A 26,369-nucleotide genomic window follows, 5' to 3' on the forward strand; every position below is an offset into this window, starting at 1 on the left:
AGCTTGAAATAAGCTTATTAGGTTAATAGAATCCCATTTTCTCACCTAAATCGTTTTTGGGCAAAACAGGCCCCAAACGGTTGCAGCGCTTTTACTGGGCCTGAAAGATGGATTTCACATAAGCCGTGTTGGCCCCGAAGTTCTTCTTCACGTTGCGCGGGTCCGCCGCGTCGCGCGAGCGTTCAATCACCAGCCAGCCCTGCCAGCCCATGTCGGCCAGGGTCTGCTTCACGCGCTTCATGTCCAGGCGGGGGTTGTTCTGCAGCCAAATGCCGTCGTCGTCGGTGCAGTGGATCTGGCAGATGCGCTTGCGGCCGAGGGTGCGCAGCTCCTGGTGCAGGTCGCGGCCGTTCTTGAGCGCGTTGGAGAAGTTGAAGTAGCTCTGCACGTGCTTCGAGCCAATGTCCCGGAGCAGCTGCACCTCACCGGCCGCGTCCAGCGCCGTTTCGATGCCGATGACCACGCCCGCTTTCTGCGCCATCCGGCCCACCACTTTCAGGCGCTCCACAATGGCGGGGCGCAGCTCAGGGTTTTTCACCACGTCGCCCTGGTTGCCCAGGGGCAGAAAACCCACTTTCACGTTCATCTGCACCATCGTGTCGATGCAGTCCTGCACCATGCGCTCATAGGTGGGACGCGTGGCGAAGGACTGGGCGTAGAAGCCCGTCATGGCCAGGGAGCAGATTTCCAGGTTCAGCTCCTTGGCTTTGTCGAGAAACTGCTGGCGGATTTCGGGCTTGCTGAGCTGGCTGTCGAAGGTGTCGCGGTTGCCCAGGCCGCCCATGTCCACCTCCACGCCGTCGGCCCCGATGTCCTTGGTGAGCTGCAGCGCGCCCAGCTTCTGCCGCTTCAGAATCATCAGATCCACCACGGCAATCTTGTAGGTGAGCTTCTTGGGCTTGCCGAAAGCGCCCAGCGGCCGGGGCAGCAGCAGGGTACCGGCCGCCAGCAGCGTGGTGGACAGAAAGGCGCGGCGGGAGAGGGTAGCAGATGGCATGGCAGTGGTGCGAAAGAGCCCTTCGGGTATCGGGTAGAATGCGCAGGCTGAGGCCGCACGGGGTGCGGGCGCAGGCCCGCCAGCGGTTAGCGGCTGAACGACACGCCGCCGGCCGTTTCCGCCGCGGGCTTGTCGGTGCGGAAGGGGCGGGCGGGCAAGCCGCGGTCCGAAAACAGGTTGGGCTGCGAAGCTTCGTGCCAGGCGAAGCGCACCGCCACCGGCCGCGCCACGCCGGGCGCCGACACCAGCACCCGCTTGCCCTTGATGCGGGCCTGCGCGGGCACAAACGCGCCGTCGGCGCCGGCCACCGTGAAACCGGTCAGCGGCTGGCCGTCCTTGCTGACGAGGCGCCCCTGCAGCGGCTGAAAGCTGATTTCGGCGGTCTGACCCTTGGTTTTCAGGCTGCGAAACACCGGCCCGCAGGCGGCTACTTCGCTGCGGCCGTAGGTGTCGTGCAGGGCCAGGTAGGCCAAGCGCCGGCCGATCTGCCACTTGTAGGGCGGGTGAATGTCGTCGAGCTTGGTGACCAGGTCGGTGGTGACGATGAGCCCGGTGCGCGGTACCTGGGCCAGCACGGCCTCCTGCGCCTCCCAAAACAGCGGCAGCGTCTGGGGCGTCAGCGGCTGCTTGGGCTCCTTCGACTCGGAGTACTTGAACGGGGCCAGCTGCACGTAGTAAAACGGCAGGGCGGCATCTTGCCAGGCCCCGCGCCAGCTCTCGATGAGCGTGCGCATTTTGTGGGTGTAAGTGCTGGTTTCGGCCAGAAAGCAGTTCGACTCGCCCTGGTACCAGCAGAAGCCGCGCAGCGCAAACGGCGCCAGCGGCCGGATCATCGGCTCGTAGAACTTGCCCGGGTCGCCGCCCACGGGCTGCGCGTAGTACGAGTCGGCCCGGAAGGCGGTTTCGCTGATCCAGGGCTCGATGCGGCTGCCCGGCACGGCCGAGCTGATGACGCCCACCGGCACGCCTAGCTTCGTTTGCAGCTCCTGAGCGAAAAAGTAAGCCGGCGCCGAGAAGGCGCGCAGCGCCGAATCCTGCGCGATGCTCCAGCCCCGGTGCAGGCTGTCGGGCTTCGCCAGCTCCTTGCGGTTTACCAGGAAAATGCGGATCTGCGGGTTGTGGGCGCGCTCCAGCTCGGTCAGCGGGTTGGGCTCGGGCTGGGGCGGCACGGTCACCTTGCTGTTCTTGCGCATGGTGTACTCCATGTTCGACTGCCCCGAGCACAGCCAGACTTCGCCCACCAGCACGTCGCGCAGCCGAATCACGTTCGTACCGCTGATGGTCAGCTCGGCGCCGGTGCTGCTGGCTTTCATAGACGGCAGCGTCACCCGCCACTGCCCATCGGCCGCGGCCGTGGTGCGCTGCTGCTGGCCGTGGAATTGCACTGTCACCGCCTCACCCGGCGCGGCCGTGCCCCAGATGGGCACCGGCTTTTCGCGCTGCAGCACCATGCCGTGACCCAGTACCCGCGGCAACACCACCCGCGCCTGGGCGGCGGGGGCCGTCAGGGCGAGGAAGGTCAGGAACAATGCGAGCGGGCGGCAGGTCATGGAAACAGTGGGCGGAGGAAAAACGTGGTCAGAAGGAAAGGTTGGCGAGAAAAAAAACGCCAGGCAAAAAGAACGTCATGCTGAGTGGAGTCGAAGCATCTCTACCGCTTCGTTGAATCTTTGCAAACAAAGCGGTAAAGATGCTTCGACTCCGCTCAGCAAGACGGGTTAGTAGCAGGTGTCAGCACGCGAGATGTCTCGGCTTCGCTCGACATGACGGTCTACCGAAGGTGGCTAGGCCTTACGACGGCTTCACGTTCTTCACGGCCACTAGGCTGTTGAGGTACTCCTCGATGTTGGTGTAGCCGTCCTTGCCGCGCACCTGCCGGGCGTCGGCGGGGTCGTTGGGATTGAGCTTGTTCTTTTTCTCGTATTGGTCGGGCATGCCGTCCTTGTCCGAGTCTTGGTAGGGCGTGCCGGCGTAGGTGGGGTAGCCGCCCACCTGGCTGATGTCGGTGATGATGCCCTGCTTGTAGGAGTCGATGGGGAGGCGGCGGTGCTTGAACTGCGTTTCGGGCAGCTTCACATTGGCCGGCACGGTGATTTTGCCGGTGCGCACCTGCTCCACCACCCGGGCGTCGACGGCGTCGCGCTTGGGCAGGGTGGCGCCGGCGTTTTCCAGCACGTAGTCGTAGGCTTTCTGGGCGGGCATGATGGTGATTTGCGGCATGGGCAGCGGCGCATTCACCTTCATGTCGGCCATGTACGGACCGGCGTTGGGCAGCTCTTCCACCTGCACGCCGCCGTCCCAGTTGTCCTTGGTTACCTTCTCGTTGCCCTCCACGATGTTCCCGTTCACGTAGGCGCGGCCGTACACCTGGTACTTCAGCTTGCTGCGGCCCGATTCGGGCTTGAGGATGCGGTGGCCGATGTTGGTGCCCTTCGGCGTGGAGGGGCCGGGCTTGTAGTAGTTGTTGATGATGTTGTAGAGGGCCCGGTAGTCGCCGCCGTCGGTGCTGCGGTGCACCCAGTTGAACATTACGTTGTTGGCGAAGTTGAACACCCCGTTCCAGCCAATCGAGGGGTTGCGGCCCGCGTTATCGGCCCAGAGGTTGCGCATGAAGGTGCAGTTCTCCCCGCCCAGCGTGCTGCCGAAGGCGTGGTTCCAGGTGTCCAGGGACTCCGAGAAAATCGAGTTCTGGATGGTGATGTTCACCGTGCCCAGCTTCTGCTCCGCAATGCCGGTGCTGTCGTTGTACATGTGGCGGTACATCGACATGTTCTCGTCCAGCCCCCACGAAGCCGAGACGTGGTCAATCATGATGTTGCCGATGGGGTTGCCCCCGATGGCGTCGTCGCGGCGGCCCACGTTGGTCTCGCCGCGGCGGAAGCGCATGTAGCGGATAATCACGTCGTGGGTGTTGATCCACACCGACTCGCCGGCCACGCACACCCCGTCGCCGGGCGCCGACTGGCCCGCAATGGTGATGTAGGGCGCCCGGATCATCAGCGGCGACTTCAACCGGATGATGCCGGCCACGTTGAAGACCACCGTACGGGCCCCGCCCTGCTCGCAGGCCTCGCGCAGGGTGCCCGGGCCGCTGTCCTCCAGGCTGGTCACCACGATGACGCGGCCGCCGCGTCCCCCGAAGGAGTACGCCCCGCCGCCCTCGGCGCCGGGGAAGGCCGGGATGGCGGCTTGCGGCAGATCAATCGGGCGGGCCGCCCACGGAATGTAGGGTTTGCCCTCGCGCTGCTCCTTCTGAATGATGGGGTAGGCCTTGTTCCAGGCAATATCCGACTGCCGGCGGGCCTCCTTCATCATGTCGTCGCTGGCCTTTTGGATGTCGGGCGGAATGGAAGGGTACTGCGCCAGTGCAGCCGGCGCGGCGGCGAGCAGTGCGCCCAGGCATAAAAGAGAAGCAGCGGACTTTTTCATGAAGCAGGAAGTCGGGGTTTAATAGCCGCTAAGGTCGCTACCAAACCATCCGAAGCCCTGTATCATTTTTTCGACCCTCTGTAGAATCTTAGCATTCGTGGCGCAACTGCCCAAAAACGGGGCTTCCGCCTCAAAAGCCGGTTGGGGGAAACAGGGTAGGTGCAATTCCTGATCAAGAAAGGATTTGTTGCCCTCGGCCCTGCCTCCCGGGTATGCTAACTTATGCGACCTGCCTGAGCGAGGTTAATTGAAGCACAGTGGCGGCAGTTGCTGGCCCAGGGGTTCCATCCGCCTCGAAATGGCAGAATCTAATGCACCACGCGAATCACGTAGCTGCCTTCGGCTCCGGCAGCATCCTCGCGAAATGCTCCGACCCGGCTTGGACCATAGCCCAGGTTCACCTTCACCCATTCGTCGCGGGCGGGCAACAACTGCAGGATTTCCTGTTGCAGCTGCAGAATGCGAGCGTGCAGGTCGTCTTGTTTTAGGCGCAGCGTGTCGCCCACTTGATCGAAGCTGCCCGTTGCGGGGCGTTGCTCAAATCCGCCGCCCTCCTGGCCCGAGTCAGGCAGTGCAGATGCACTTACCGAGTCGACAGTGGCTTTGCGCAGCTCTTCTTCGGCCTCCAAATAGGCCTGTACTTTTTCTTCGAGCGGGAGGAGAGCGGGGTCGAGGTAATCGAGGTTGGAAGCCATAAGGCGGAAGGAATGGGATGAGAAAGGTCAACGGAGACTTAACCGCGAAGGATGCTGCCTTAAGTAGCAGCAGGGGTAGCGGCACTGCCCGGCGGGCGTTGCCGCCGGCACCGTTCGCTGCAATACTGCACCTCGGCCCAGCAGTTGCGCCATTTGTGGCGGTACTCAAACGGGCGCCCGCAGCTGCGGCACAGCTTGGTGGGCAACTGCCCTTTAACAAGGCGCGAAGGAAGAGCGGCGGCTGGCATGAGGCTGCAAATGAGGAGCGGGAACAGCACCATAACTGCCTGCACCGGCTTGGGGTTGCGTTCTGCTCCGCCAACGCATTGCCCGGTGCGGGCTATCTTGCGGGCATGTCTTCTGCCTCTACGCCGCATCCCGACCCGGTCGGCAATGCCTTGTCTGACTACCTGGCGGGCCAAACTGCCGCCGAACTTACCGTGCACAGCAACGTGACCGAAGACGAGTCGCTGGCCGTGCGCTACTTCTTCCGCACCCTCTGGGAAATGCCCGAACTGGAGCGCACCGCCCTCGACGAATGCCGCGGCCGGGTGCTCGACTTAGGCGCGGGTGCCGGTTGCCACACCCTGGAGTTGCAGCAGCGCGGCTTCACCGTGAAAGCCGTCGATGCGTCGCCGGGCGCGGTAGCCACCATGCAGCAGCGCGGCGTGCTGGAAGTGGCCTGCCACGACCTCCTGCACCTGCCTGAGCCCGGCGACCAGCCCTTCGACACCATTCTGATGATGATGAACGGGCTGGGCCTCGTCGGTTCACTCGACGGCTTGGAGCAGTTTCTGATGCAGGCCCGCGCCCAGCTCGCGCCCAACGGCCAGATTCTGGCCACCAGCAGCGACATCAGCTACTTGTTTGAAGACGAGGACGGCGCGCTGGTTCTCAACCTCAACGGCCCGTATTACGGCGAAGTGGAATACCGATTCAGCTACCAAAACCGCGAAGGCGCGCCCTTCGGTTGGCTGTTTGCCGACCCCACCATCGTGCAGGATTACGCCGAAGCCGCCGGGTACGACGTAGAGTTTCTGGCCGAAGACGACCAGCAGCAGTTCCTGGTGCGCCTTACGCTGCGCAGCTAACGCTCTTCCGGGCGTTGCGTAGAACAACGCCGCTTAGCCGCGGTTTGCCCTCCGATACTTCGTTTGCGCACATGCCCTACACCAAGCAATACCCCATCCGCTGGGCCGACCTCGACCCGAACGGCCACATGCGCCACTCGGCCTACTACGACTACGCCGCCCAGCACCGCCTCGATTACCTCCACGACCACGGCTTTCCGCTCGGCAAGTTCGCCCAACTGGCCATCGGCCCCATTCTCTTTCGCGAAGAAGCCCGCTTCCTGAAGGAAATAAGCCCCAACGAAACCATCAGCGTGGCCGCCGAGCTGGCCGGCCTGAGCGAAGATGGCAGCCGCTGGCGCATCGTGCACACCCTCTACAAGGCCGACGGCCGCGAAGCCGCCGTGGTAACCGTGGACGGCGCGTGGCTGGACTTGCGCCTGCGCAAACTAGCCACCCCGCCTACCGAACTGGCGGAAGCCCTGAGCACCCTGGAACGGCACAGCACCTTCGCGCCCATCGAGCGGCGCCCGAGTGCCGGGGCGTAGCTCTTATATTCCGGGAAGCCGCCAGTACGTAGCAGCCGCAGCCTGCGCTACGCCGCCGACTGGGGTTTGGCTGCGGCCAGGGTTTTGCCAATGCGCGTGAGCTGTTGCTGGTGGTGCAGCACGTGGTCGAGCATGAAATCCAGGGTTTGCTGAATGGTGAGCATGCCCACCCGCGGGTGCTTGAAAATAGCCTGGTTCATCAAGGGGCTGGGGTATTCGTTGAGCAGCCGCTCTAGCTTGCGCCGCGTAGCCGCCCACTGCTGCCGCAGCTCCGCCAATGAGGGAATGGCCGAGTCGGCGGGCATAAGGGCTGCCAGGCGCTCCGGGGCCCGAAATTTCATGCCCGGTAGGCGCAGCAGCACGCGCAGCAGCAGGCTGCGGAACCGGCCTTTGAGGTCGGCGGTGCGCAGGCCTTCCTTCTGTTGCAGCTTGTGCTGAATGTACTGCTCAACGCCCTGCTCGGCCACCACCAAATGCTGCACCACGTGCGCCGCCGACCATTGCCCCGGCGCCGGCACCTGGTGCGACTGGTCGCCGAGGGCTTCGGCGGCGCGCAGTAGTTTTTCGGTGGCGTTTTCAAGCTGTTCGAAGCGCAGATGCAGGCGGTGGTTCATGAGGTGGCGGTAAGCGGGGAAAGCGGAAGGAAAAGGTACAGAAAAAACCACGCCGCTTTGGTGCACGCCACGCGCTGGGCCAAGGCCCGGCGGCTCTTCAGCATCGCGTTACTCCCACCCAAAAGGAAGCAAAACGCCCCGCAACCAGGCTGGATGCGGGGCGTTTTTGTTGGCCGATGCAATCGGCTACTTGCGGTACAGTACCTCTTTCACGGCTTTCACGGTGCGGGCCACGTTGGGCAGGGCCGCCTCGATGAGCGTGGGCGCGTAGGGCAGGGGCACGTCGGCGTTGGTGATGCGGTGCACCGGCGCGTCGAGGTAGTCGAAGGCGTAGCGCTGCACGTTGTAGGCCAGCTCCGAGCTGATGCTGGCCAGCGGCCAGGCCTCTTCTACCACCACCATGCGGTTGGTTTTCTTCACCGATTCCACCAGCGTGGCGTAGTCGATGGGGCGCACCGAACGCAGGTCGATAACCTCGGCTTCGATGCCTTCCTTAGCCAGCTCGTCGGCGGCGGCCAGGGCTACTTTCATCATCTTGCCAAACGACACGATGGTTACGCTCTTGCCCTCGCGCACCACGTTGGCTTTATCGAGGGGCAGGGTGTATTCTTCCTCGGGTACTTCGCCCTTGTCGCCGTACATCAACTCCGATTCCATGAAGATGACCGGATCTGGGTCGCGAATGGCCGATTTCAGCAGGCCTTTGGCGTCGTAGGGCGTGGAGGGCACCACCACTTTCAGGCCGGGGGTGTTGGCGTACCAGTTCTCGAAGTTCTGCGAGTGCTGCGACGAGAGCATACCGGCGTTGCCGGTGGGCCCGCGGAACACAATGGGGCAGCTGTACTGCCCGCCCGACATCGAGTACATCTTCGCGGCGGCGTTGATGACTTGGTCGATTGCCACCAGCGAGAAGTTGAAGGTCATGAACTCGATGATGGGGCGCAGGCCGTTGGTGGCCGCGCCCACGCCGATGCCGGCAAAACCCAGCTCGGCAATGGGCGTGTCGATGACGCGCTCGGCACCGAATTCGTCGAGCATGCCTTGGCTCACTTTGTAAGCGCCGTTGTACTCGGCTACTTCTTCGCCCATCAAAAACACGCTCGGGTCACGGCGCATTTCTTCGGACATGGCTTCGCGCAGGGCTTCCCGGAATTGGATGGTCCGCATTGGTAGTGTCAGAAAAGAAACGTCTGGTCGGAATGAAAAAAGGCCGGTTCGCGCAGGAACCGGCCCGTAAAGCTACAATGCCGGGCGGGAGTGGGCAAACCTATGTTATCGGTTCGAGGTCGAGACGTACTGTAGCTGCATTTACCTTGAGGCCCCATTCGCTCTGGAAGTACAGCGTGAGGTCGTAATCGGGCTTGGCATCTTCATTAAAGTAGACGGTCTCAAATTCGTCCCGAGCGTTGGGAGGCGTGTGGCAAATGTTCGCCAACGCAGCATCCTCGGTGAAAGGATATTCTGGGTCTCGCTCTTTGATATGCAGATACGTAACACCGGTGAAATTCAAACCCAGAATGGACCAAGGGACTCGTTTGGCCCAGAGGCCCTTCGAATTCTGCCATGACAACTTAAGCGTGCCGGTTGTCGGCTCAAAGTGCAGGTGCTCAAAATCGAAGTTGTTGTGCAGGTCGATGTGGCCAGTTTCAGGACTTTCAATGCCGATATAGCTACCGCATATTCTGAAATTGAGGAGTTCCATGGGTTACCGTTCAAGGCTACAGTTTCAACCGTCCCGCTCGCCATTCTTGCAGTGTCGTCTCCGCGCTAAGACCGTTACTTCCTTTTGCAGCTGCTAACTGTTCCAATGTATCTTCCGCTTGGGGATTATGATGCTGAATCAGATAGGCGGCTGCCCATAAGCGCGGGCCGACGCTGGGAGCAGCAAGTAAGTGCACGAGCATAGAAGTGTGGTGCTGGGCTTCCAGCCACCGTAGGGCAGAAATAAGGTGCTTGTAGGCCTTGTTGCACGATTTAGCGTTGCCGGTTTCCGTAGCCTGCGCGTGCGCCTCGGCAGCAGCGGCGAAGGCAGTAAGAGCGGATTCTGGAGTCGTAAATTTCTGCATAGTCACCTACTGCCGTAGCGCCTCCACGAACATCTTGCTGCTGGCGTAGGAGCGAAATTCGAGGTCTTCCACGGCTTTTTGGGCGTAGGTGCGGTCGAGTTGCACCGCCCGGCGCAGGTACTGGCCCACGTCGCCTTCGCGCTGGGCGCGGGCGGCCACCACGGCCAGGCAGTAGTAGGCCATTGGGTCGTTGGGCTTGAGGCCGAGAGCTTCCTGGTAAATCTGGGCGGCGCCATCGTAATTCTCCTTCAGCAGGTAGATAAGGGCGCGGTTCATGGTGTTCTGGTAGGTTTTGCCGCCGAAGGAGAGGCTGCGCAGCGCGTCGTCGGGCTGGCCGATTTCGATTTCGAGGGCGGCTTTGTCGGCAAACACTTTTTCGAGCACCGGCAGCGGGCCGCCGAGCTTCACGGCGTAGTCGTAGTTCTGCAGGGCTTCGAGCCGGTCGCCGGCGCGGTGGTAGGCATCGGCCACGTGGTAAAACATCTGGGCCGTGGGGTTGCGGTGGGCGGCGAGGGTGAAGTTGGTAGCGGCGCGGCGCAGGTACGCCCGGCGCACTTTGTCGCTCACTTCCTTGTCGCTGCGCTGCAGCAGTACCACGGCCAGGTTGTAGTAGGCCTGCCAGTTGCCGGTAGTGGCAATGGCGGTTTCGTAGATGCGCTGCTTTTCGGCCAGCAGCGGCGTGAGCGTGGCCGAGTAGCGCAGCTCCTCGGGTGTGAGGGCGTCGGCCTCCACTTCCTTCTCCATGATCTTCTTCGAGAGCAGGTAGATTTCCGAATCGTAGCGCTTAGGCGCGGTGTACACCACGGCCACCGTGCCGAAACGCATGACGGGGTAGATGTACTGGTCGAGGTAATCGAAGAAGGAAAGCTGGTGCAGCGCCTTTTCTTTCTGCGCCCAGGTGCCGCGGGTGTCGTTGATGATGGTTACTACCGAATCCTGCTGCTCGGGCTTGAGGGCCGAGGCCGCCACCTTGCTTAGCATCAGGTCCCAGCGGCGGTGGTAGGCCTGGGTTTCGAAGCTGACCGAACTGAGCGAGTTCAGGTACGAATCGGTATCGAGGCGCTTTTTGAAATATTTCACCAGCGCCTGCACGCGCTTGTCGGCCAGGCGCTGGTCGCGGGAGTCGAGCGAATCGGGCGAATGGCCGGCCACCACCATCACCTTCTTGGTGTGCTGGTTGGACTCGATGAATTCTTCGAGGGCGGCCACGTTGGTGCCGAGGTAGTTGCGAATGGCGTGCTGGCCCTGGTCGAAGAAAAACGGCAGTACCCGCGTGCCGCCTTGCGCCAGCTCCGCCGATTCGGGCAGCAGCTCCACCGGTTCTGGTTCGCGCACCACCAGCCGCGAGGTCAGCACAATGCCGCGGGCCAGCAGCTGTTCCTGGTCAGACTTCAGCACTTTGCCGCCGGGTTTCAGGCGGCGCACCTGCGGGCGGGCTACCAGCTGGCCGGGGTTTTTGCGCGGGTCGTAGGGGAAAGAAATCGGGCGCCTGATGACGAGCAGGTTGCGGTCCTGTTCGTCGTACACAAACTCGCCCGACAGGAAGCGGAGCGTGCCGAGCGTATCTTCGCGCAAATCGTTCTGGTAACGGTAGCGCAGCGGCAGCTCGTACACCACGCCCTTGTGCAGGTGCTTGGCGGGTACTTTCACCGTCAGCTCGGCCAGCACATTGTCGCCGTTGGCTTCGAGCACCGGCGGCCGCATCGCAACTTGCTGACCTTCCTGGGCAACCCGCAACGTGCGCGGCAGCGTACAAGCCGGTAAGGCGGCCACCGCACAGGCGGTCAGCAGGCGAAAAATTGCGGCGGGGGATTTACTCATGCAAACAAACTCAGACGACAAAATCAGCATCCTAAACGCAAACGGCAGCGGTTTAGACGTGCCTTACGGCGGCGAGATACAGAAAAAAGCTTGACCAACGCCCGCCAACCCCGTATCTTATCAGCCAAATACCCTTGACCCTCACCCGGCTATGAAACGACTCACCGACTTTATTGAGCAGCAAAGCTTCGGCGTGTGCGACACTTTGGGTAAGCGCCTCGGCTTTTCCACCAGCAGCGTCCGCCTCTCCTTCGTGTACGCCTCGTTCTTCACGTTTGGTTCGCCCATTGTGCTGTATTTCGCCCTCGCGTTCTGGATGAACGTGCGCCGCGCCATGCGCCGGCAGCGCAGCACCGTGTGGGACTTGTAGGCGCTGAATTTGAACCTGATTTCAACAAATAGCCCGGTTTGGCCGGGCTATTGTCGTTTCTGGGCCGGTGGCAATGCGTCGAAGGTCTTCCAGCCCCGAACAAAGTAAGCCCATACCAAGCTGCCGTTGTACACACCGGGCCGCTGGGCGGCGCGAAAATGCGGCTGGGCCAGGCGCCGGCGCTGGCGCCAGTACCCGAGCTTCTGCCAGAAATGCCAGTGCGCCTGGGCTACGGCGCGGGCGTCGGCGGTGGCACCTTTCGCCAGAAACTGCGCCGCCGCTACCCAATCGAGCAGCACGCGGCTGATGAAAGCACCCGGCAGTTCGGCCGGCGCAGTGTTTTTGTAGAGCAGCGCCAAGCCGTTGCGGAAGTTGAGGTAGGTTTTGCGCGGGTTCGACTTGTGCAGCGTGCCGCCGCCCACGTGGAAGACCGTGCTGCCGCCGTGGTACCACACCTCGTGCCCCGCGTTCCAGAGTCGCCAGCACAGGTCGATTTCCTCCATGTGGGCGAAAAAAGCCGGTTCCAGCCCGTCGAGCGCGTGCCACGCCGACGCGCGCACCAACATGCAGGCGCCCGAGGCCCAAGCTACGGGCCGCACGTCGTTGTACTGGCCGTGGTCGGTTTCGAGGGTGTCAAACAGGCGGCCGCGGCAGAAGGGGTAGGCGAGGCGGTCGAGGTAGCCGCCGCCGGCGCCGGCGTACTCAAACTCCTGCCGGTGGGCGTGCGCCAGGATTTTGGGCTGCACGGCCGCTATCTGCGGCTGGGCTTCCAGCAACTCGCGCAAGGGGCGCAGCCAACCAGGTGTCACATCCACGTCGGAGTTCAGCAGCACGTAGTATCGAAACTCCGGCAGCTGACGCAGAGCGTGGTTGTAGCCTTCGCAAAAGCCCAGGTTTTCGGGGTGCAACAGCAAGCGCACCTGCGGGTACTGCGCCCGCAGCCACGCCACCGAGTCGTCGGAGGACGCGTTGTCGGCTACGACGATGGCCGCGCCGTCGGCGTGGGCCAGCACCGAGGGCAGAAACTGCTCCAGCCAGCGCCGGCCGTTCCAGTTCAGAATCACCACGGCCACGTCGGCGGCGTAGCTGGAAAGGGCTTCGTTAAACGCCAAATCCGCTCAAATCGAGGCCGGGAATGTTGGGCAGCAGGCCCGCGGTGCGCTGTTGCAGGTGGGCTTTGGCTTTGTCGCCGGCTTCGTCGAGCACCTTGTTGACGGCGGCCACCACCAAATCGGCCAGCATGTCGCGGTCCTGCGGCGTGAGCAGCGACTCGTCGATTTCGAGCTTGAGCAGCTGGCGCTGGCCGTTGGCCGTGGCGCGCACCAGCCCGCCGCCGGCCTCGGCCGTGGCCGTGATGGTGTGCAGCTCGGCCTGGGCCTGCTTCATTTTTTCCTGCAGCTCTTTGACGCGGCCCATCATGCCCATCATGTCAAACATAGCGAAGTCGTTTAGGGGAAAGAAGAATGGAATGGCAGTGTTCCGACGGGAATAATCAGTTGCCGCGACGGAAAACGGCGGGCGTAAAAGTACAGCGTCGCGCTTTGGTAGCGTGAAAAAAGGTCAATGTACTCCGAGCCCCAAACGCGTCATGCGCACTACCGGCGGTTTACCAAATCGGTCTTATCGCAGCAGTGTGACGGTGCCGCGCTGGCTCACGCGCTTGCCGGCTTCGTCTACCACATCGACCTGGTAGGTGAATACCTGCGGCGCGGCCTGCACCCCGTTGATACGACCGTCCCAGCCGTCAGTGGGGTTGGTGCCGCGGAACACTACCACGCCGTTGCGGTCGAATACGGTGAAGGAAACGTTGCGTAGGAACCGGCCCTTGGGCAGCAGCGCATCATTCAGGCCGTCGCCGTTGGGCGTGAAGGCCGTGGGCACCACAATGCGCACTTCCCGCGCTACGGTGGCCACGTTGCTGAACACGGTGAGCGAGCCGCTGCGGGCTTCGAGGCGGTAGCGCAGCAGTTGCGGGTCGGTGGGGCGGCTAACCTCGGATGCTGATGGGGTGCTAGTGGTCAGGGCCGTGCTGCGAATAACCTGGTTGTTGCCATCAAGCAGCAGTAGGCGGTAGGCCCAGGTAGTGCCCTGGCCGGCGGGTTCGGTCCAGCGGAGCTGCACGGCGTTGCCGTTGGGGTCGGTGGCAATGGCACTGGCGTCGAGCACCGGCGGGCACACCGAGGCACTGAACGCCGACGCATTGCCGCACGGGTCGCGAAACTGAGCCGAGTAGCAGGGGGCGTTGGTCAGAGAAACCGCGCCTGGCTGATCGACAATGGGCAGGCGGTTGCCGGTGAGGGTTTGGGGCGCGCTGCTGCCCAGCGTGCGGCGCACCACAAGGCGGTCGGCGGTGTCCTGGGCCGGCTGCAGCAGCGTCAATTCGACGCCGTTGGCAACGTTGAACGTGGCGCTGAGCTGCGGCACGCTTGGTGCGGTGGTAGCTGCCGTGGTTACCGGTTTTACATCGGAAAGCGAGGTAGCGGCACCGACTTTGGCCACAACGCGGTAGCGGTAAGTGCGGCCGCAGGTCACGGCGGCATCCGCGTAGGTAGTGACGCCCGGCGCAAGGCTTACCAGCCGCTGATTGTCGCGCAGTACGTCGTAGCCGCTCACGGCGGAACCCGCGGGAATCGTCCAGCTCAACTCGTTGCGCCGGTCGCCGGGTGTGGCGGTCAGGGCGACGGGGCACAGCGGGTCGGAGGTGTAGAGGGTATTGCCGCAGGCGTCGTTCAACTGCAGGCTGTAGCAGCTGTTGAGCGCCGCGCCGGGCAAGGTAAACGAGGTCGAATCAGCCCGAACCGGCGGGCCTACGGGCGTACCACCCTGCAGCGGCTGGTAGCGGAAATCGGCCTGCAAGCCGGGCGAGGCAATGGCAAAGACGAGGTTGTTGCCGCGCACCACGAGGCGCTGCAGTACCGGCCGTTGGGCTACCGCCGTGGGAATCAGTTGGGGCACCGATACCGTTTCGCACACCGTCAGGTCGGGGTAATTGGCCGTTACGGTTACGGAAATAGCACCGGCCGGAACGGCGTAAACACCGCCGGTGGTGGTGGCGGCGCTGCGCGGGCCGTTGCCCACCTGCACGAAATACTGCACGCCGGGCTGGGGCGGTATCGTCACCAACACCTGGTCGCGGCCGAGGCCGCAGGTAGCCACGGTGAAGGTCGACACGGTAGGGCGGGGGCGCACTTCAAACTCGCGCACGAACAAAATGCCGCCCGTGCCGCCGGGGCTGGTGTTGGGCGTGAGCTGGTGAATGCGCACCCGGCCGGCCGCGTTGGGCACCGTGAGGGTGGTGCTGATGTCGGCCGGCGTGAAGGTGGGGGCGCAGGTGTTGGCGTCGGTCAGCTTGTAGTAGACCTGGGCGGGGTCGAGGGTGCGGCCGCTGGCGTCGCGCAGTTCAATGGAGCTGCCGGCACACAGCACCTGCAGCTCGTGCGTGGTATTGGGCACAAACACCCGAAAGTTGGCGTTGACGCCCGCTACGACCGGGTAGTTGCATTGGGCCTGCGCGGCGGGCAGGGCGGCAAAGCCCAGCATCAGCAGCCAGGCAACAAAGAAGCATTTCACGCCTGCCTGAACGCGCAACAATGGCCAACTGGTGTGCATGGCTTCAAAATACGCTGTGGCGCGCTTTTGTTCCCGCATTAAGCCCACGCGAACTGGCGCACGAAGCGGGCGGCGGCGTGCAAGTCGGGGTAGAGCACCCGGTCGCGGCCGATGAAGGGCACCTCGGCGCGGAAGGCCTCCACCACTTGCTCCAGGACCTCGGAAGTGCGGGCGGGGCGACGCAGGGCCAGGGCCTGCACGGCGTTCAGCAGCTCGATACCCAGCACCTGCTCCGTGTTTTCGATGACGCGCAGGGCCTTGGTGGCCGCGTTCGAGCCCATGCTCACGTGGTCCTCCTGTCCGTTGCTGCTCACGATGCTGTCGACGGATGCCGGAGTACAGAGCTGCTTGCTTTGGCTGACGATGCTGGCGGCGGTGTACTGCGGAATCATCAGGCCGGAGTTCAGGCCCGGTTCGGCCACCAAGAACGGCGGCAGGCCGCGCTGCCCGCTGATGAGCTGGTAGGTGCGGCGCTCGGAAATGGAGCCCAGTTCGGCCACCGAAATGGCGAGGAAATCCAGTGCCAGGGCCAGCGGCTGGCCGTGGAAGTTGCCGCCCGAAAGGATGGCGTCGGTGTCGGGGAAGATGTTGGGGTTGTCGGTAACGGCGTTGCACTCGATTTCGACCACGCCCGCCACGTACCCGACGGCGTCGCGGGAGGCGCCGTGCACCTGGGGCATGCAGCGGAAGGAGTAGGGGTCCTGCACGGCGGTTTTGGGCTGGGCTTGCAGCTCGCTGCCGGCCAGCAGCTCGCGCAAATGCGCCGCTACGGCTAGCTGCCCGGCGTGGGGCCGGATGCGGTGCAGCCGCTCATCAAACGGCTCGGGGCGGCCGTCGAAGGCTTCGAGGGACAGGGCGCCGATGACGTCGGCGGCGCGCAGCAGGTGACGGGCGCGCAGGGTGGTGTGCACGGCGTAGGCCAGCATGAACTGGGTACCGTTGAGCAGGGCCAGGCCTTCCTTGGCTTCGAGGGCAATGGGCTGCCAGCTGAACAGGTGCAGGGCGTCGGCGGCAGCGAGGCGGTAGCCTTCGTACTGCACTTCGCCCATACCGATGAGCGGCAGGCAGAGGTGAGCCAGCGGGGCCAGGTCGCCGCTGGCGCCGAGGGAGCCTTGCTGGTAGACGATGGGCAGGATGCCGCGGTTGTAGAAATCGAGCAGGCGTTGGACGGTGGCTACCTGCACGCCGCTGTGGCCGTAGCTTAGGCTCTGGGCCTTGAGCAGCAGCATCAGGCGAACCAGCTCGGCGGGCACTTCGGCACCGGTGCCGCAGGCGTGCGACATCATCAGGTTGACTTGCAATTGGCCGCGGTCCTGGGGCGAAATGCTGGTGTTGCAGAGGGCGCCGAAGCCGGTGTTGATGCCGTAGACGGGGGCATCGGAGTGGGCCAGCCGGTTGCTTAGGTAGCGGTGGCAGTCGTCGATGCGCTGGCGGGCGTCGTCGGAGAGGCTGAGCCGGGCGGTGCTGGGCAGCAACTGCTCGAGGGTGTCGAGCGTGAGGTGGGTGGCGGGGTGGAGGGCGTAATCGGCAGACATGGGCGGGGAAGGAGCAGGCCGGGGTGGGCGGCCAAACGGGGCTTCGAAACTACTCGTTTTGTGCGGAACGCTTGGCAAGGACTGATACCCATTGCGGCCTGCCGTACACGCATCAAACCTGCACAGGGCCCTGCAAAACCTTTGCTGAGGCGCTTTCTGTCTGTGCTGACGCAGGCAAAACCTGCGGTGGCAGGCATTTTCAGCCGTGGCACCACGCGGTTCTGCTGATTATAAGGCTAAGCCAGCTTTTGCACTTCCGTAGCTGCTTCGGCCAGCGGCAGCATCTGCTCGGTGCCGGAGCGCATGTCGCGCAGCTTCACCTGGCCGGCCGCCCGTTCGTCGGGGCCGGCGAGCAGCAGGTAGCGGATGCCGCGCTTGTCGGCATACTCAAACTGCTTTTTGAGCTTGCTGACTTCGGGGTACAGCTCGGCCGAGAGACCGGCATCGCGCAGGGCCTTGAGCAGGGGCAGCACGGTGGCGCGGCCTTCGTGGTCGAAATTGGCCACCAGGCAGAGCGGCGCGGCAGCTACGTCTTCGGGGAATAGCTTGAGCTCTTCGAGCACGTCGTAGATGCGGTCGACGCCGAACGAGAAGCCCACGCCCGAGAGGCCGGGCAGGCCGAAAGCGCCGGTGAGGTTGTCGTAGCGGCCGCCGCCCGAAATGCTGCCCATCTGCACGTTGTTCACCTTCACTTCAAAGATGCAGCCGGTGTAATAGGAGAGGCCGCGGGCGAGGGTCACGTCGAAATCGAGGCGGGCGAAGTTCTCGAAGCCGAAGTCTTGAAGGTAGCCTTGCACCTGCTCCAGGTCGGCGAGGCCGCGGGCGGGGCCGGCCGTGGCGTCGGCCAGCACGCCGTCGGCCCCGAAGGCCGTGCGCAGCGTGGAGAGCTTTTCATCGAACGAGCCGCCGACTTCGAGATATTGGAACACCTTGTCGATAGCGCCCTGCGAAAAGCCGCGCTCCAGCAGCTCCCGCGTCACGCCGTCGCGCCCGATTTTGTCAAGCTTGTCGATGGCTACAAACAAGTCGGATTCGGTGCCTTCGCCACCCAGAGCCTGGTAAATGCCCGACAGCACGCCGCGGTGGTTGATTTTGATGGTGAAGTCCGTCAGGCCCAGCGTCGACAGCACCTCATCAATCATGAGCACAATCTCGGCTTCGCAGAGCAGCGACGTGGTGCCCACCACGTCGGCGTCGCACTGCACAAACTCGCGGTAACGGCCGCGCTGGGGGCGGTCGGCGCGCCACACGGGCTGAATCTGGTAGCGCTTGAAGGGCAGCGTGAGCTGGCCACGGTTCATGACCACGTAGCGGGCGAAGGGGACGGTGAGGTCGTAGCGCAGGCCCTTTTCGGCCACTTTCGGCAGAATCTTCTTCGAGCCGGCAGCCAAGTCGTCGGCCGACACGTCTTTCGCGAAGTCACCGGAATTCAGTATTTTGAACAGGAGCTGGTCGCCTTCGTCGCCGTATTTGCCGGTGAGTACCGACAGGTTTTCCATGGTAGGAGTTTCGAGCGGAGCGTAGCCGAACTTCTCGAACACGCGGCGCACGACGCCGAAAATATGGTTGCGGCGGGCCACCTGCTGCGGACCAAAGTCGCGGGTGCCTTTCGGGATGCTGGGTTTTTGCATGATGGAACAAAGGTAGCAGCAGCGTGCGGCCCGGCCCAACAACGCTGGCCGCCAATGCCCCCTGGGCATGTCGCGTTTGTCCAATCAAACGGGCCGGGCGGGTTGTACCTTACTAGCTTACTATTGGCTTGGGTGCCTTGGCGGCGCGCAGGCCCAACCGGTAATGGAGCTTCAAAAATTTGCGGCCGCGCCGGCGTTGGCCGATTACGTCGAACATTACTGGGTGATGGAAGACGAGGCGACGCCGGAAGCGCCGGTGATGCACGCAGTGTTGCCGGCCACCATCCAATCGGCCATCGTGGTGTTTGGCGAGCCGTACCAAACCATCACCTTCGACGGCCGCGAAATCCGCGACATTCACCAGGGCCTCGTGCTGGGCCGCGTGACGACCAAGCGGCTGTACCTGCGCCAAACCGGCCGGGTGGGCGTTTTCGGCGTGCGGTTTTGTCCGACGGGGTTCTACAACCTCTTTGGCGTGCCCATGCAGCACGCCACCGATACCACGCTGGAGCTGGACAGCGCCGCCGGGCAATTCGGCCGCGAGCTGACGCGCCGCGTGATGGAGGCCGACTCCCATGCCGCCCGCGTGCAAGTGGCCGAGGAGCTGCTGCTGCGCCAGCTCAGCAAAGTCCATCCCCGCCTCGACGCCATTGATTTCGTGGCTTCCAGCATTGTGCGCCAAAACGGCCTGGTGAGCATGGACGGCCTGTTGCACACCGCCAACCTGGGCGTGCGGCAGCTGGAGCGGCGGTTTCTGGCCAAAGTGGGCACCTCGCCCAAGCTCTACGCCCAAATTGCCCGCTTCGGGCACGTGTTCAAGCTGTTGAAAAACGAGCCCCGCGCCGAGTGGGTGGATGTGGCCTACCGTTGCGGCTACTACGACCAAGCTCACCTCATTCGCGAGTTCCGGCGCTTTACCGGCGAAACACCGGTCGCCTATTTCAGCCACTACGACGCCTTTGCGAAGTTTTTCTGGGCCCGGTAGGCCGCATGTCGCATTCGTGCAATACTTCGGCCCCGGCGCCCTATATCTTTCCTTCACTCCCCCCGCCTTCCGATCCTCGGCGCCCGGTACTGCCGGGCCGGCCTCGCTCCGTGGCCTGCTTGCTCGTTGCTTTTTTCTTGCTCCGTTACCCTTCTTTCTGCGCTATGAAAACGCTTTTGATTTCTGTCCTCCTGGCCCTGGGTGCCAGCGCGGCCACAGCCCAGGCTCCTGCCCGCGGCTACTGGAACCTCGAAACCAACCTGACCACGCGGGATTTCACCGTCGTGCGCTTCTACAACGACGAGCACCAGTTACTGCGCGAAGAACGCCTCGACAACCTGTGCCTCGACCTGAGCCGGGGCACACCGCTCTGCCGGCGCACCGCGCAGCTGCTCAACGGTACCCTGGCTCAAGTGCTGCTCGACCCGAATAGCTCGGAATCGACCTCTATGCTGGCGGTGCAACTGGGCCAAAACCGCCGCATTCAGCGCGTATACGCTGTTCGGTAGAACGGCTGATTCGTAGTTGACCAACACAGAACGGCCCCGCAACACGCAGACCCACCAGTAAGGTAGTCTTGCGTGTTGCGGGGCCGTTGTGGTCAAAAATCCGGCCGTTAGTGCACCACCAGCTTCTGCTGGGCAACGCCTGCTGATGACCGCAGCTCCAGCGTGTACACGCCCGCGCCCTGCCCAGACAAATCAAGAGTTAGGTCATCGGACTGACCGGGCTTTACGGCCTGCGTGAGTACCACGCGGCCCACGGCGTCGCGCACCAGCACGTCGGTTGCGCCCGCGCGCAGCGGTACCCGGAACTGCCCGTCGTGGCTGGGGTTGGGGTAGGCCGGAGCTACTACCGCCAGCTTCGCAGTGCCGGCCGCCAGGGTAGTGCCGGTGTATTTGTGCAGGCCGGTGCCGCCCGCTATTTCGCCGCTTGAGTCGAGGCGCACGCCGCCCGACCAGCCTGCAGTGGGGCTTGCAAAAGCCACCAGCGCGTGGTTTACCGTGCTTTCAATGGCCGTCCAGGTCTGCCCGTCGTTGGTGGAGTACGACGAGCCCGAGCCGCCCGGTAGCCCGCTGAAACCGGTGCTGACGTAGGTGCGCGTGCCGGGCACGGCCGCCAGCCCAATTATGTGGTGCGGGCCGGTGGGGTTCACCGCCGCCCACGTGATGCCACCGTCGGTAGTGCGCTGCAGGTCGCCTTCGTCGCTCATCAACAAGCCGTTGTTGGCGTCGCGGAAGGTCAAGGCTTCGGGAAAGTCGAAGCTGCCAAAGCCCGTGGTGGCCACGTTCCAGGTCAGGCCGGCATCGGTCGAGCGAAAAACGCGGTTTTCGCTGGTTGCAAACCACAAGCTGTTGCCCACTTGCGCAACCACCGGCACCAGCAGGTCCACAAACTCATCGGGCTGCGCGGCCGGAATATTGGCGGCCGGTACCGCCGTCCAAGACGTGCCACCGTTCGAGGTGGTGTATATCTCGATTCGATTATTGGCCGCCTCGCCAATGGCCACGCCGCGGTTGGCGTCGAAGAAGCGCACGTATACCGGATACCCTTCGACAGAAGCAAACTGCCCGGTGGTCGTCGTTTGAACCCAGGTAGCGCCGCTATCGGTGGTTTTCAGGATGCGCCCGGGCGCCACGGGTGCGCTGGGGGCAATGGCGGCCCAGGCCGTGCTGGCGTTCAGGGCGTGGATATCCGAAATGTATTCCGTAGCTGTCAGGCCGGGAAGTACTTGCGCCGACCAGGCCGCGCCCCCGTTTACGGTGCGGGCGTAGGTAGCGGTGCGGTCATTATTGACTTCCACCACCGTCGTCCAGGCCACGTTGGCATCCACCGCCGAAATAGTGAAGTTCAGGTAGGCCGGCGAGGCAAAACTGATGGGCTGGCTGACCCATTGGGCCGTGGCGAGGTAGCTGCTTCCCAGGAAACTCAGCAGCAGTAGGGCTTTTTTCATGCGTAATGTAGCGTGAGGAGAAAAGAAAGATGGGTCAGGAACCCGGGCCGAATGCCGTTGCAAGGAGGGCCAGACCAGCTAAAGAGCCTGCGTCATATAGGAAAGTTGTACAGCTCCCCCGAATATGTGAGGACCAGAACAGCCCAGCCGGCACACCACAGCTACCGACTAACTCCCCGACGAACCTGGTAAAGCACCGACGCGGCCAGCGGGGCTTTCAGCGCCGACCGGATTCCTGCCTCGTGCAGACCGCGGTTGGTCCAGTCGTTGCAGGTGCGCAGGGCGTGGTAGCGGCCGCGGGCCCGGAAGAAAAAGTCGGCGGCGGTGTAGCCGGCCGGGTTGCGCAGCTCCCAGCGCCCCGCCGAGTCGGGCTGAAAGGACTCGGCTACATACCGCACCAGCTGCTGGTATTGGGTCGGCGCAATGCGCAGCATCACCACATGTTCGCCGGGCGTAGGAGCCGCCGGGTAAAAGCCTACGTGCATCAGGGTTTTGGCAGGCAGCAGCGCGCGGGCCACGGTGCCGGGTTTGGGAAATTTCCCGCCGTACGATTCCAGGTAGAATGCTTCGTTGCCCCAGCCGAAACTCACAAACGGACTGGCTCCGAACGCTTGCCCCCACTGCGGCTGCCCCAGCCGGGCCAGCCAATCGGTTCCGGTACGGGCTTCCCGCGCCGGCAGCACCAAGTCGGTGTGGAACCCATTCGACACCACGAAAACGGGAATGCCACCGGGTGTTTCGCGGAAATCGGCATTGCGCGGTACCACAGTGCCAGTGAGCATGAGCACGACAAATGCAACGAAAACCGACATCAGGGCACGAAAACCGAGGACAGGAAGCGACATACAGCGGCACGCATCGAACGGCTTGGCGCGCGTCTTTCATGCCAGTTGACCCGCATACGTAACCCGTCGGTAAGCAATGCGGGGCTGCGGCTTTTCAACCACAACCCCGCAGAAGGTCTTGGACAGCATGCCCCGCGCCACAACCGGCGGGCGAGGCTGCAGAGCCCATGCTAGGAGCGCACTACCGGGCGCTTGGCGTAGCGGCGGGTGTGACCGGCCGTCAGCACGTATTTGGTGGCCTGGCCCACGGCCGTGTGCTTCAGGAAAGGGTTGCTAACCGGCGTACCGGCCAGCGTGCTGGCTGCCACCGGAGCCGACATCGGCACCAAGGCTACCGAACCCAGCGCGAGGCGCGGCTGGCGGGCGTTTACCTGAAATACGGGGCGCAGTTGCTGGTAGCCCAGTACCGTGGTGCGCAGCCGGTATTGGCCGAAAGGCAGGTTGCTGACGCTAAACGAACCGTCGGCGCGGGTGGCTACGCTGCACACATAAGCGTTGTCGCTGGCACGCAGCACAATAACGTTGGCTTGCGGAATGGATTCCTGGGTCTGGCCGTCGAGCAGCTTGCCCGAAATAGTGCCCATTTGGGCGGTTTTGGTACCAGCGGTGAGGTTGAGGGCGGCCAAAAGGGCCAGGCTGAAAAAGAAGAAGCGGGCTACGAGCGTTTTCATGGCTACAGAAAGGTTGGGATGTTGGGGCGGGCCGGGGAGAGGCAGCAGCCGCGGTTCCGCTGCCTGGTTCCAAAATGGCTTGTTGGGCTTGTGCGTCGTGCCGTCCGCTACGGTGGCGAACTGGGCGGCATCAGCCTCGGGGCTGACGGTGGGGGAGCGGTGGGCCTTTCGGGTGGGCCGGTTCGGCACGAAAGAAAGGCGGTGTTGCTGGAAGACGTTGTAAAGATAATGACAGGTACTTTGTGATGCAAGGTACTATCGAATTATTTTTTCTTTTCAACGTTTTTTGCTGCACTTGGCCAAGAAAAGAGGCCAGATTAGCAATTGGAGATGAAGGAAGTGGGAGCTTACGAAGGCAACTTAGGACTATGGCTTGCGGAGAAGCGGTGCGCTAGGCGGCTTTCGGAGTGGTAGATGGAGGCTGAAAAGGAAGCGTTGCCTGGCGTTGCAAAAACTTTTCTGGCAGATGTACCAGGCAGGATGTAGCAACCGTTTCGTCGGCACAAGCATGTTGGTTTTCTGTGTTGCGACGGTGCAAAGGTAGCGGCAGCGTGAAGGGTGCTACAATCGCACAATGATGTGGGACGTCGGGCTCTGCAAAGGCAATGAGGCGGTTACGCGGCTGTAGCCAAGCCAGCCCACCGAAAGAGCCACATGCTTTTCAGTCCGCACGGGAGGCGAATCCTGGGAAACTGTACCATCGCACAACTCGAATGTTGAACAGGAAACTTGTGTCTTGCTTCGGCCTCCTCGAACGGAGCCAGGAAGCAACATCTGCTGCATTGACTACGAAACTATTCGTAGGTTGCGCGTGGTATACATGACTGGTAAAATATTTTGTTGGGTACATGCTCATCGAAGAATTAAGGGTGTGAAAACCCATGTGTCTTTACTTGAGTGGCAGTTGAAATTCGTGAGTCGACTGTGGCGCCTCTTACGAGTTGTATGATGGATGATATGGGCAGAAAGAATTCCGCCAGCGCACCTAGTAGGTACGCTGGCGGAATAGGCATAGTATGAGTAGCCGGTTGCGGAAGGGGTTAGCCGCCGAAACCACCACCACCGCCTTGCGGCTGGTTCTCGATTTTCTTAGGTGGTTTGTTCGAGCCCATGTACCACGAGAAGCCCAGGTAGCCCACGCGCGACTCCCATTTGTTGTAGTTGCTGAACTCGTAGCCCGGGGCGAAGGCAGTGCTGCGCTGGCGTTGCGTATTGAACACATCCGAAACGCGCAGCGTGAGAGCGGCCCGGTCGTTGAAGAGGCGCTGGCGCAGGGCCATGTCGATTGAGCTAACCGGGGCAATGCGGCCTTGCGTGGTGAGGGCTGCGGCCCGGTAGTTGCCAGTCAGCTGCACATCGAGTTTCGGCGTTGGGGTGAAGGAGTTCATCACCCGGGCCGTGCCCGATACCGTGCGGCGGCTCGATTCGGTACCCGTGGCGGCCGTCACGCTGCTCTCAAACAACGAGCCGTTGGCCGTCAGGCGCCACCATTTGGTTACGGGCTGGTTCACCGACAATTCGGCCCCGTAGCTCAGTGCCTGACCAAAATTGGTGTTGTAACTGGCGGTAATCACGGCCCCGCCGCCGTAGAGTTGGGTGGCCGTAGCGTCTACCCGGCGCAGCTGCTGAATGGCGTTGGTGGTTTGGCGGTAAAACAGCGTAGAGCTGATATTAGCTTGGCCCAGTGTCATTTGGTGGCCCAGCTCCAGCGCATTGATGTATTCGGGGCGTAGGGCCGGGTCGCCGATGCGGTAGTAGCGCTGGTCCTGGTAGAGCGGGAAGGCCAGCAGCTGCATGAAGTTGGGGCTGTTCAGGCGGCGCGAGTAGCTCAGCTGCACGCGCTGGTCGGCAGTGGCCAGGGTGCGCGCCAGGGTAGCCGAGGGAAACAGGTTCAGGTACTCCAGCTTGAAGGGGCCTTTGCCGTTTACTACCTCGCCTTGCGTATTGGTGTACTGCACCCGCAGACCCGCCAGAACCCGCCATTTGGCCCATTCCTGCTGGTAGTTCACGTAACCGGCTTGGTTGTACTCGGCAAAATCGTAGGCGTAGGAGCGGTCGGCCAACCGCTCGTAGCTGCGCGTTTCGCCCACTTGGCGCAGAAAGTTATCGGTGCCGTTGTTGTTCTGGCGCTGGGCTTTCAGCCCCGCTTCGAAACGGGCTTTATTGGCCAACGGGTGCACATAATCCACTTGCCCATCCCAGGAACGCAGATCAACGTGGAGGTCCTGCTGCCACTCGCGCAGGTCGGTGCCAGTGGGGCCGCTGGTGTTGCGCTGGGCCACCAGCACGTTGGCATCGAGGTAGGTGAAGCTGGCCGAAGCCGTTAGTTCGCGCCCCTTGTGGGCTTCCCAGGTGCGGCGGTAGTCGAGCGAGGCGTCGTGGTTGTCTACGTTTTCCGACACGCCGAACGTGCTGCCCAACTGACGGTCCGTTTCGCCTGCCGTGCGGAGAGTGGCCAGCTGCATGCCGCCGTTTCTGCTGCGGTTGAAGCCGGGCTGCAGCGTCAGCGTCAGGGTCTGGGCGGGCGTCAGGTTCAAGTCGAAGCCCAGGCGGCCGCTGTAGTTTTTGGCGTGGCGCAGGTTGGTGCCTTCCTGAAAGGTGCTCAACGTCTGGCCTTCCAGCACGGTCTGCTGGTCACTCCACATACGGCTGCGGAAGTTCGCGTCGCGCATGTCTACCGAGCCGAAGACGTTCAGCTTACCGGCACGGCGGTTCAGGCTCAGGCTGCCGTTGTACTTGTCGCGGGTGCCCACGGTAGCGGTGGCTTGGCCGTTCCAGCCGTCTTTCTTCTGCTTTTTCAGGATGATGTTGATGACCCCGCCACCCCCGGCCGCATCGTAGCGGGCCGACGGGTTGGTCACCACTTCCACCTTTTCGATGCTGCTGGCCGGAATCTGCTCCAGGCGGTTGCCGCCGGCCCCGCTGGAAGCCGAGGTCGGCTTGCCGTCCACCAGGATGGTGATGTTGGAGCTGCCGCGCATGCTCACGGTGCCATCGGGCGCCACGGCTACCGAGGGCACATTTTGCAGCACGTTCACGGCCGTGCCGCCCACGCTGCTCAAATCCTTCTCCACGTTAATCACCTTCTTGTCGAGGCTTTCTTCCACCGCCGCCCGCTGGGCCGTCACGGTCACGCCTTTCAATTGGGTTGTCGTGGGTTGCAGGGTTACTGTGCCCAGCGGCAGTTCGGCCGTTTCGCCCGACAGCGTGACGGCGCGGCGCAGCACCCCGTAGCCCAGCACCGAGGCCTTGAGGGCGTAGGAACCGGGCTTCACCGATTCCAGTCGGAAAGCGCCGTTTTCAGCAGTTTGCGCCCCGGTTATCACGGCCGAATCGGGCAGGTGCAGGAGCAGCACGCTGGCAAAAGGCAAGGGCTGGCGGTTGGCCCCGTCGAGCAGCGTGCCCGAAACGACGCCGGAAGCCGGCCTGTTCTGGGCCTGCAAACCCAGCGGAAAGAGCGTCAGCAGGAGGCCAGAGCACAGCAGTGCCCGGTAAGGGAAGGTAGCCAGTACCATACAGTCAGGAAGTG

General features: G+C 63.0%; 24 protein-coding genes. 5 read left to right on the forward strand and 19 right to left on the reverse strand.

From position 1 onward, the window contains the following. Window positions 1-91: 91 nt before the first annotated feature. The 5 genes from F0P96_RS02570 to F0P96_RS21370 form a co-directional block, all read right to left on the reverse strand. The gene (locus tag F0P96_RS02570) at window positions 92-997 is read right to left on the reverse strand and encodes a sugar phosphate isomerase/epimerase family protein (RefSeq protein ID WP_151077170.1); all 906 of its coding nucleotides are present in this window, start codon (window positions 995-997) and stop codon (window positions 92-94) included. A gap of 86 nt (window positions 998-1,083) precedes the next feature. After that, complete coding sequence (locus F0P96_RS02575) at window positions 1,084-2,547, reverse strand: sialate O-acetylesterase (RefSeq protein WP_151077171.1); 1,464 nt, start codon at window positions 2,545-2,547, stop codon at window positions 1,084-1,086. A gap of 241 nt (window positions 2,548-2,788) precedes the next feature. Then, window positions 2,789-4,426 (reverse strand): pectate lyase family protein, encoded by a 1,638-nt coding sequence (locus F0P96_RS02580; RefSeq protein WP_151077172.1) that lies wholly within the window; start codon window positions 4,424-4,426, stop codon window positions 2,789-2,791. Window positions 4,427-4,734: 308 nt separating this feature from the next. Next, window positions 4,735-5,121 carry a hypothetical protein gene (locus F0P96_RS02585; protein ID WP_151077173.1) on the reverse strand — a complete coding sequence of 129 codons (387 nt, stop codon included), beginning with the start codon at window positions 5,119-5,121 and terminating at the stop codon, window positions 4,735-4,737. 59 nt (window positions 5,122-5,180) lie between these two features. Further along, window positions 5,181-5,498, reverse strand: coding sequence for a DUF2256 domain-containing protein (locus F0P96_RS21370; protein ID WP_338074382.1), 318 nt, complete (start codon window positions 5,496-5,498; stop codon window positions 5,181-5,183). On the opposite strand from F0P96_RS21370, the gene F0P96_RS02595 reads away from it, so the two are divergent. Both F0P96_RS02595 and F0P96_RS02600 read left to right on the forward strand, forming a co-directional pair. Beyond that, complete coding sequence (locus tag F0P96_RS02595) at window positions 5,475-6,212, forward strand: class I SAM-dependent methyltransferase (protein ID WP_151077175.1); 738 nt, start codon at window positions 5,475-5,477, stop codon at window positions 6,210-6,212. The two genes, F0P96_RS21370 and F0P96_RS02595, sit on opposite strands and share 24 nt — an antisense overlap. 71 nt (window positions 6,213-6,283) lie before the next feature. Then, the gene (locus F0P96_RS02600; protein ID WP_151077632.1) at window positions 6,284-6,739 is read left to right on the forward strand and encodes an acyl-CoA thioesterase; all 456 of its coding nucleotides are present in this window, start codon (window positions 6,284-6,286) and stop codon (window positions 6,737-6,739) included. 47 nt (window positions 6,740-6,786) lie between these two features. On the opposite strand, the gene F0P96_RS02605 is transcribed toward F0P96_RS02600, so the two are convergent. The 5 genes from F0P96_RS02605 to F0P96_RS02625 form a co-directional block, all read right to left on the reverse strand. After that, window positions 6,787-7,353 carry a DinB family protein gene (locus F0P96_RS02605; RefSeq protein ID WP_151077176.1) on the reverse strand — a complete coding sequence of 189 codons (567 nt, stop codon included), beginning with the start codon at window positions 7,351-7,353 and terminating at the stop codon, window positions 6,787-6,789. A gap of 186 nt (window positions 7,354-7,539) precedes the next feature. Continuing rightward, on the reverse strand, window positions 7,540-8,520 hold the full coding sequence (locus F0P96_RS02610; RefSeq protein WP_151077177.1) for a pyruvate dehydrogenase complex E1 component subunit beta: 981 nt from the start codon (window positions 8,518-8,520) through the stop codon (window positions 7,540-7,542). 100 nt (window positions 8,521-8,620) lie between these two features. Then, on the reverse strand, window positions 8,621-9,055 hold the full coding sequence (locus F0P96_RS02615) for a hypothetical protein (protein WP_151077178.1): 435 nt from the start codon (window positions 9,053-9,055) through the stop codon (window positions 8,621-8,623). A gap of 16 nt (window positions 9,056-9,071) precedes the next feature. Then, the gene (locus tag F0P96_RS02620; protein ID WP_151077179.1) at window positions 9,072-9,419 is read right to left on the reverse strand and encodes a hypothetical protein; all 348 of its coding nucleotides are present in this window, start codon (window positions 9,417-9,419) and stop codon (window positions 9,072-9,074) included. A gap of 6 nt (window positions 9,420-9,425) precedes the next feature. Beyond that, window positions 9,426-11,240: a tetratricopeptide repeat protein gene (locus tag F0P96_RS02625; RefSeq protein WP_151077180.1), complete on the reverse strand. Its 1,815-nt coding sequence runs from the start codon at window positions 11,238-11,240 to the stop codon at window positions 9,426-9,428. Window positions 11,241-11,391: 151 nt separating this feature from the next. Between F0P96_RS02625 and F0P96_RS02630 the strand changes: the two genes are divergently transcribed. Continuing rightward, complete coding sequence (locus F0P96_RS02630; protein ID WP_151077181.1) at window positions 11,392-11,610, forward strand: PspC domain-containing protein; 219 nt, start codon at window positions 11,392-11,394, stop codon at window positions 11,608-11,610. Between the two features lie 47 nt (window positions 11,611-11,657). On the opposite strand, the gene F0P96_RS02635 is transcribed toward F0P96_RS02630, so the two are convergent. The 5 genes from F0P96_RS02635 to hisS form a co-directional block, all read right to left on the reverse strand. Continuing rightward, window positions 11,658-12,722, reverse strand: coding sequence for a glycosyltransferase family 2 protein (locus F0P96_RS02635; protein ID WP_235917358.1), 1,065 nt, complete (start codon window positions 12,720-12,722; stop codon window positions 11,658-11,660). Next, window positions 12,712-13,047 (reverse strand): YbaB/EbfC family nucleoid-associated protein, encoded by a 336-nt coding sequence (locus tag F0P96_RS02640; protein WP_151077182.1) that lies wholly within the window; start codon window positions 13,045-13,047, stop codon window positions 12,712-12,714. Before F0P96_RS02640 ends, F0P96_RS02635 begins: the two co-directional genes overlap by 11 nt. Before the next feature lie 183 nt (window positions 13,048-13,230). Beyond that, window positions 13,231-15,180: a T9SS type B sorting domain-containing protein gene (locus F0P96_RS02645; protein ID WP_151077183.1), complete on the reverse strand. Its 1,950-nt coding sequence runs from the start codon at window positions 15,178-15,180 to the stop codon at window positions 13,231-13,233. Between the two features lie 77 nt (window positions 15,181-15,257). Continuing rightward, window positions 15,258-16,754, reverse strand: a complete 1,497-nt coding sequence (gene hutH / locus F0P96_RS02650) for a histidine ammonia-lyase (RefSeq protein ID WP_151077184.1) — start codon at window positions 16,752-16,754, stop codon at window positions 15,258-15,260. 236 nt (window positions 16,755-16,990) lie between these two features. Further along, window positions 16,991-18,385: a histidine--tRNA ligase gene (hisS, locus tag F0P96_RS02655; protein ID WP_151077185.1), complete on the reverse strand. Its 1,395-nt coding sequence runs from the start codon at window positions 18,383-18,385 to the stop codon at window positions 16,991-16,993. 163 nt (window positions 18,386-18,548) lie between these two features. On the opposite strand from hisS, the gene F0P96_RS02660 reads away from it, so the two are divergent. Next, window positions 18,549-19,370 (forward strand): helix-turn-helix domain-containing protein, encoded by an 822-nt coding sequence (locus F0P96_RS02660; RefSeq protein ID WP_160620016.1) that lies wholly within the window; start codon window positions 18,549-18,551, stop codon window positions 19,368-19,370. A gap of 164 nt (window positions 19,371-19,534) precedes the next feature. Next, window positions 19,535-19,879: a hypothetical protein gene (locus F0P96_RS02665; RefSeq protein ID WP_151077187.1), complete on the forward strand. Its 345-nt coding sequence runs from the start codon at window positions 19,535-19,537 to the stop codon at window positions 19,877-19,879. A gap of 107 nt (window positions 19,880-19,986) precedes the next feature. Here F0P96_RS02665 and F0P96_RS02670 read toward each other — a convergent pair whose 3' ends face one another. From F0P96_RS02670 to F0P96_RS02685, 4 genes are all read right to left on the reverse strand, one after another. Beyond that, the gene (locus F0P96_RS02670; RefSeq protein ID WP_151077188.1) at window positions 19,987-21,324 is read right to left on the reverse strand and encodes a T9SS type A sorting domain-containing protein; all 1,338 of its coding nucleotides are present in this window, start codon (window positions 21,322-21,324) and stop codon (window positions 19,987-19,989) included. A gap of 161 nt (window positions 21,325-21,485) precedes the next feature. Next, complete coding sequence (locus F0P96_RS02675) at window positions 21,486-22,169, reverse strand: TIGR02117 family protein (protein ID WP_151077189.1); 684 nt, start codon at window positions 22,167-22,169, stop codon at window positions 21,486-21,488. A 170-nt stretch (window positions 22,170-22,339) separates the two neighbouring features. Continuing rightward, window positions 22,340-22,840: a carboxypeptidase regulatory-like domain-containing protein gene (locus tag F0P96_RS02680; RefSeq protein WP_151077190.1), complete on the reverse strand. Its 501-nt coding sequence runs from the start codon at window positions 22,838-22,840 to the stop codon at window positions 22,340-22,342. A gap of 1,040 nt (window positions 22,841-23,880) precedes the next feature. Continuing rightward, the gene (locus F0P96_RS02685) at window positions 23,881-26,355 is read right to left on the reverse strand and encodes a TonB-dependent receptor (RefSeq protein WP_160620014.1); all 2,475 of its coding nucleotides are present in this window, start codon (window positions 26,353-26,355) and stop codon (window positions 23,881-23,883) included. Window positions 26,356-26,369 lie beyond the last annotated feature (14 nt).

This window comes from Hymenobacter busanensis (assembly GCF_008727865.1).
GTDB lineage: Bacteria > Bacteroidota > Bacteroidia > Cytophagales > Hymenobacteraceae > Solirubrum > Solirubrum busanense.

Excerpts from the sequence above, each read along its gene's own strand:
- F0P96_RS02570 (WP_151077170.1), bottom strand. The coding sequence starts at position 997 with ATGCCATCTGCTACCCTCTCCCGCCGCGCCTTTCTGTCCACCACGCTG.
- F0P96_RS02575 (WP_151077171.1), bottom strand. The coding sequence starts at position 2,547 with ATGACCTGCCGCCCGCTCGCATTGTTCCTGACCTTCCTCGCCCTGACG.
- F0P96_RS02580 (WP_151077172.1), bottom strand. The coding sequence starts at position 4,426 with ATGAAAAAGTCCGCTGCTTCTCTTTTATGCCTGGGCGCACTGCTCGCC.
- F0P96_RS02585 (WP_151077173.1), bottom strand. The coding sequence starts at position 5,121 with ATGGCTTCCAACCTCGATTACCTCGACCCCGCTCTCCTCCCGCTCGAA.
- F0P96_RS02595 (WP_151077175.1), top strand. The coding sequence starts at position 5,475 with ATGTCTTCTGCCTCTACGCCGCATCCCGACCCGGTCGGCAATGCCTTG.
- F0P96_RS21370 (WP_338074382.1), bottom strand. The coding sequence starts at position 5,498 with ATGCGGCGTAGAGGCAGAAGACATGCCCGCAAGATAGCCCGCACCGGG.
- F0P96_RS02600 (WP_151077632.1), top strand. The coding sequence starts at position 6,284 with ATGCCCTACACCAAGCAATACCCCATCCGCTGGGCCGACCTCGACCCG.
- F0P96_RS02605 (WP_151077176.1), bottom strand. The coding sequence starts at position 7,353 with ATGAACCACCGCCTGCATCTGCGCTTCGAACAGCTTGAAAACGCCACC.
- F0P96_RS02610 (WP_151077177.1), bottom strand. The coding sequence starts at position 8,520 with ATGCGGACCATCCAATTCCGGGAAGCCCTGCGCGAAGCCATGTCCGAA.
- F0P96_RS02615 (WP_151077178.1), bottom strand. The coding sequence starts at position 9,055 with ATGGAACTCCTCAATTTCAGAATATGCGGTAGCTATATCGGCATTGAA.
- F0P96_RS02620 (WP_151077179.1), bottom strand. The coding sequence starts at position 9,419 with ATGCAGAAATTTACGACTCCAGAATCCGCTCTTACTGCCTTCGCCGCT.
- F0P96_RS02625 (WP_151077180.1), bottom strand. The coding sequence starts at position 11,240 with ATGAGTAAATCCCCCGCCGCAATTTTTCGCCTGCTGACCGCCTGTGCG.
- F0P96_RS02630 (WP_151077181.1), top strand. The coding sequence starts at position 11,392 with ATGAAACGACTCACCGACTTTATTGAGCAGCAAAGCTTCGGCGTGTGC.
- F0P96_RS02640 (WP_151077182.1), bottom strand. The coding sequence starts at position 13,047 with ATGTTTGACATGATGGGCATGATGGGCCGCGTCAAAGAGCTGCAGGAA.
- hutH (WP_151077184.1), bottom strand. The coding sequence starts at position 16,754 with ATGTCTGCCGATTACGCCCTCCACCCCGCCACCCACCTCACGCTCGAC.
- hisS (WP_151077185.1), bottom strand. The coding sequence starts at position 18,385 with ATGCAAAAACCCAGCATCCCGAAAGGCACCCGCGACTTTGGTCCGCAG.
- F0P96_RS02660 (WP_160620016.1), top strand. The coding sequence starts at position 18,549 with ATGGAGCTTCAAAAATTTGCGGCCGCGCCGGCGTTGGCCGATTACGTC.
- F0P96_RS02665 (WP_151077187.1), top strand. The coding sequence starts at position 19,535 with ATGAAAACGCTTTTGATTTCTGTCCTCCTGGCCCTGGGTGCCAGCGCG.
- F0P96_RS02670 (WP_151077188.1), bottom strand. The coding sequence starts at position 21,324 with ATGAAAAAAGCCCTACTGCTGCTGAGTTTCCTGGGAAGCAGCTACCTC.
- F0P96_RS02675 (WP_151077189.1), bottom strand. The coding sequence starts at position 22,169 with ATGTCGCTTCCTGTCCTCGGTTTTCGTGCCCTGATGTCGGTTTTCGTT.
- F0P96_RS02680 (WP_151077190.1), bottom strand. The coding sequence starts at position 22,840 with ATGAAAACGCTCGTAGCCCGCTTCTTCTTTTTCAGCCTGGCCCTTTTG.
- F0P96_RS02685 (WP_160620014.1), bottom strand. The coding sequence starts at position 26,355 with ATGGTACTGGCTACCTTCCCTTACCGGGCACTGCTGTGCTCTGGCCTC.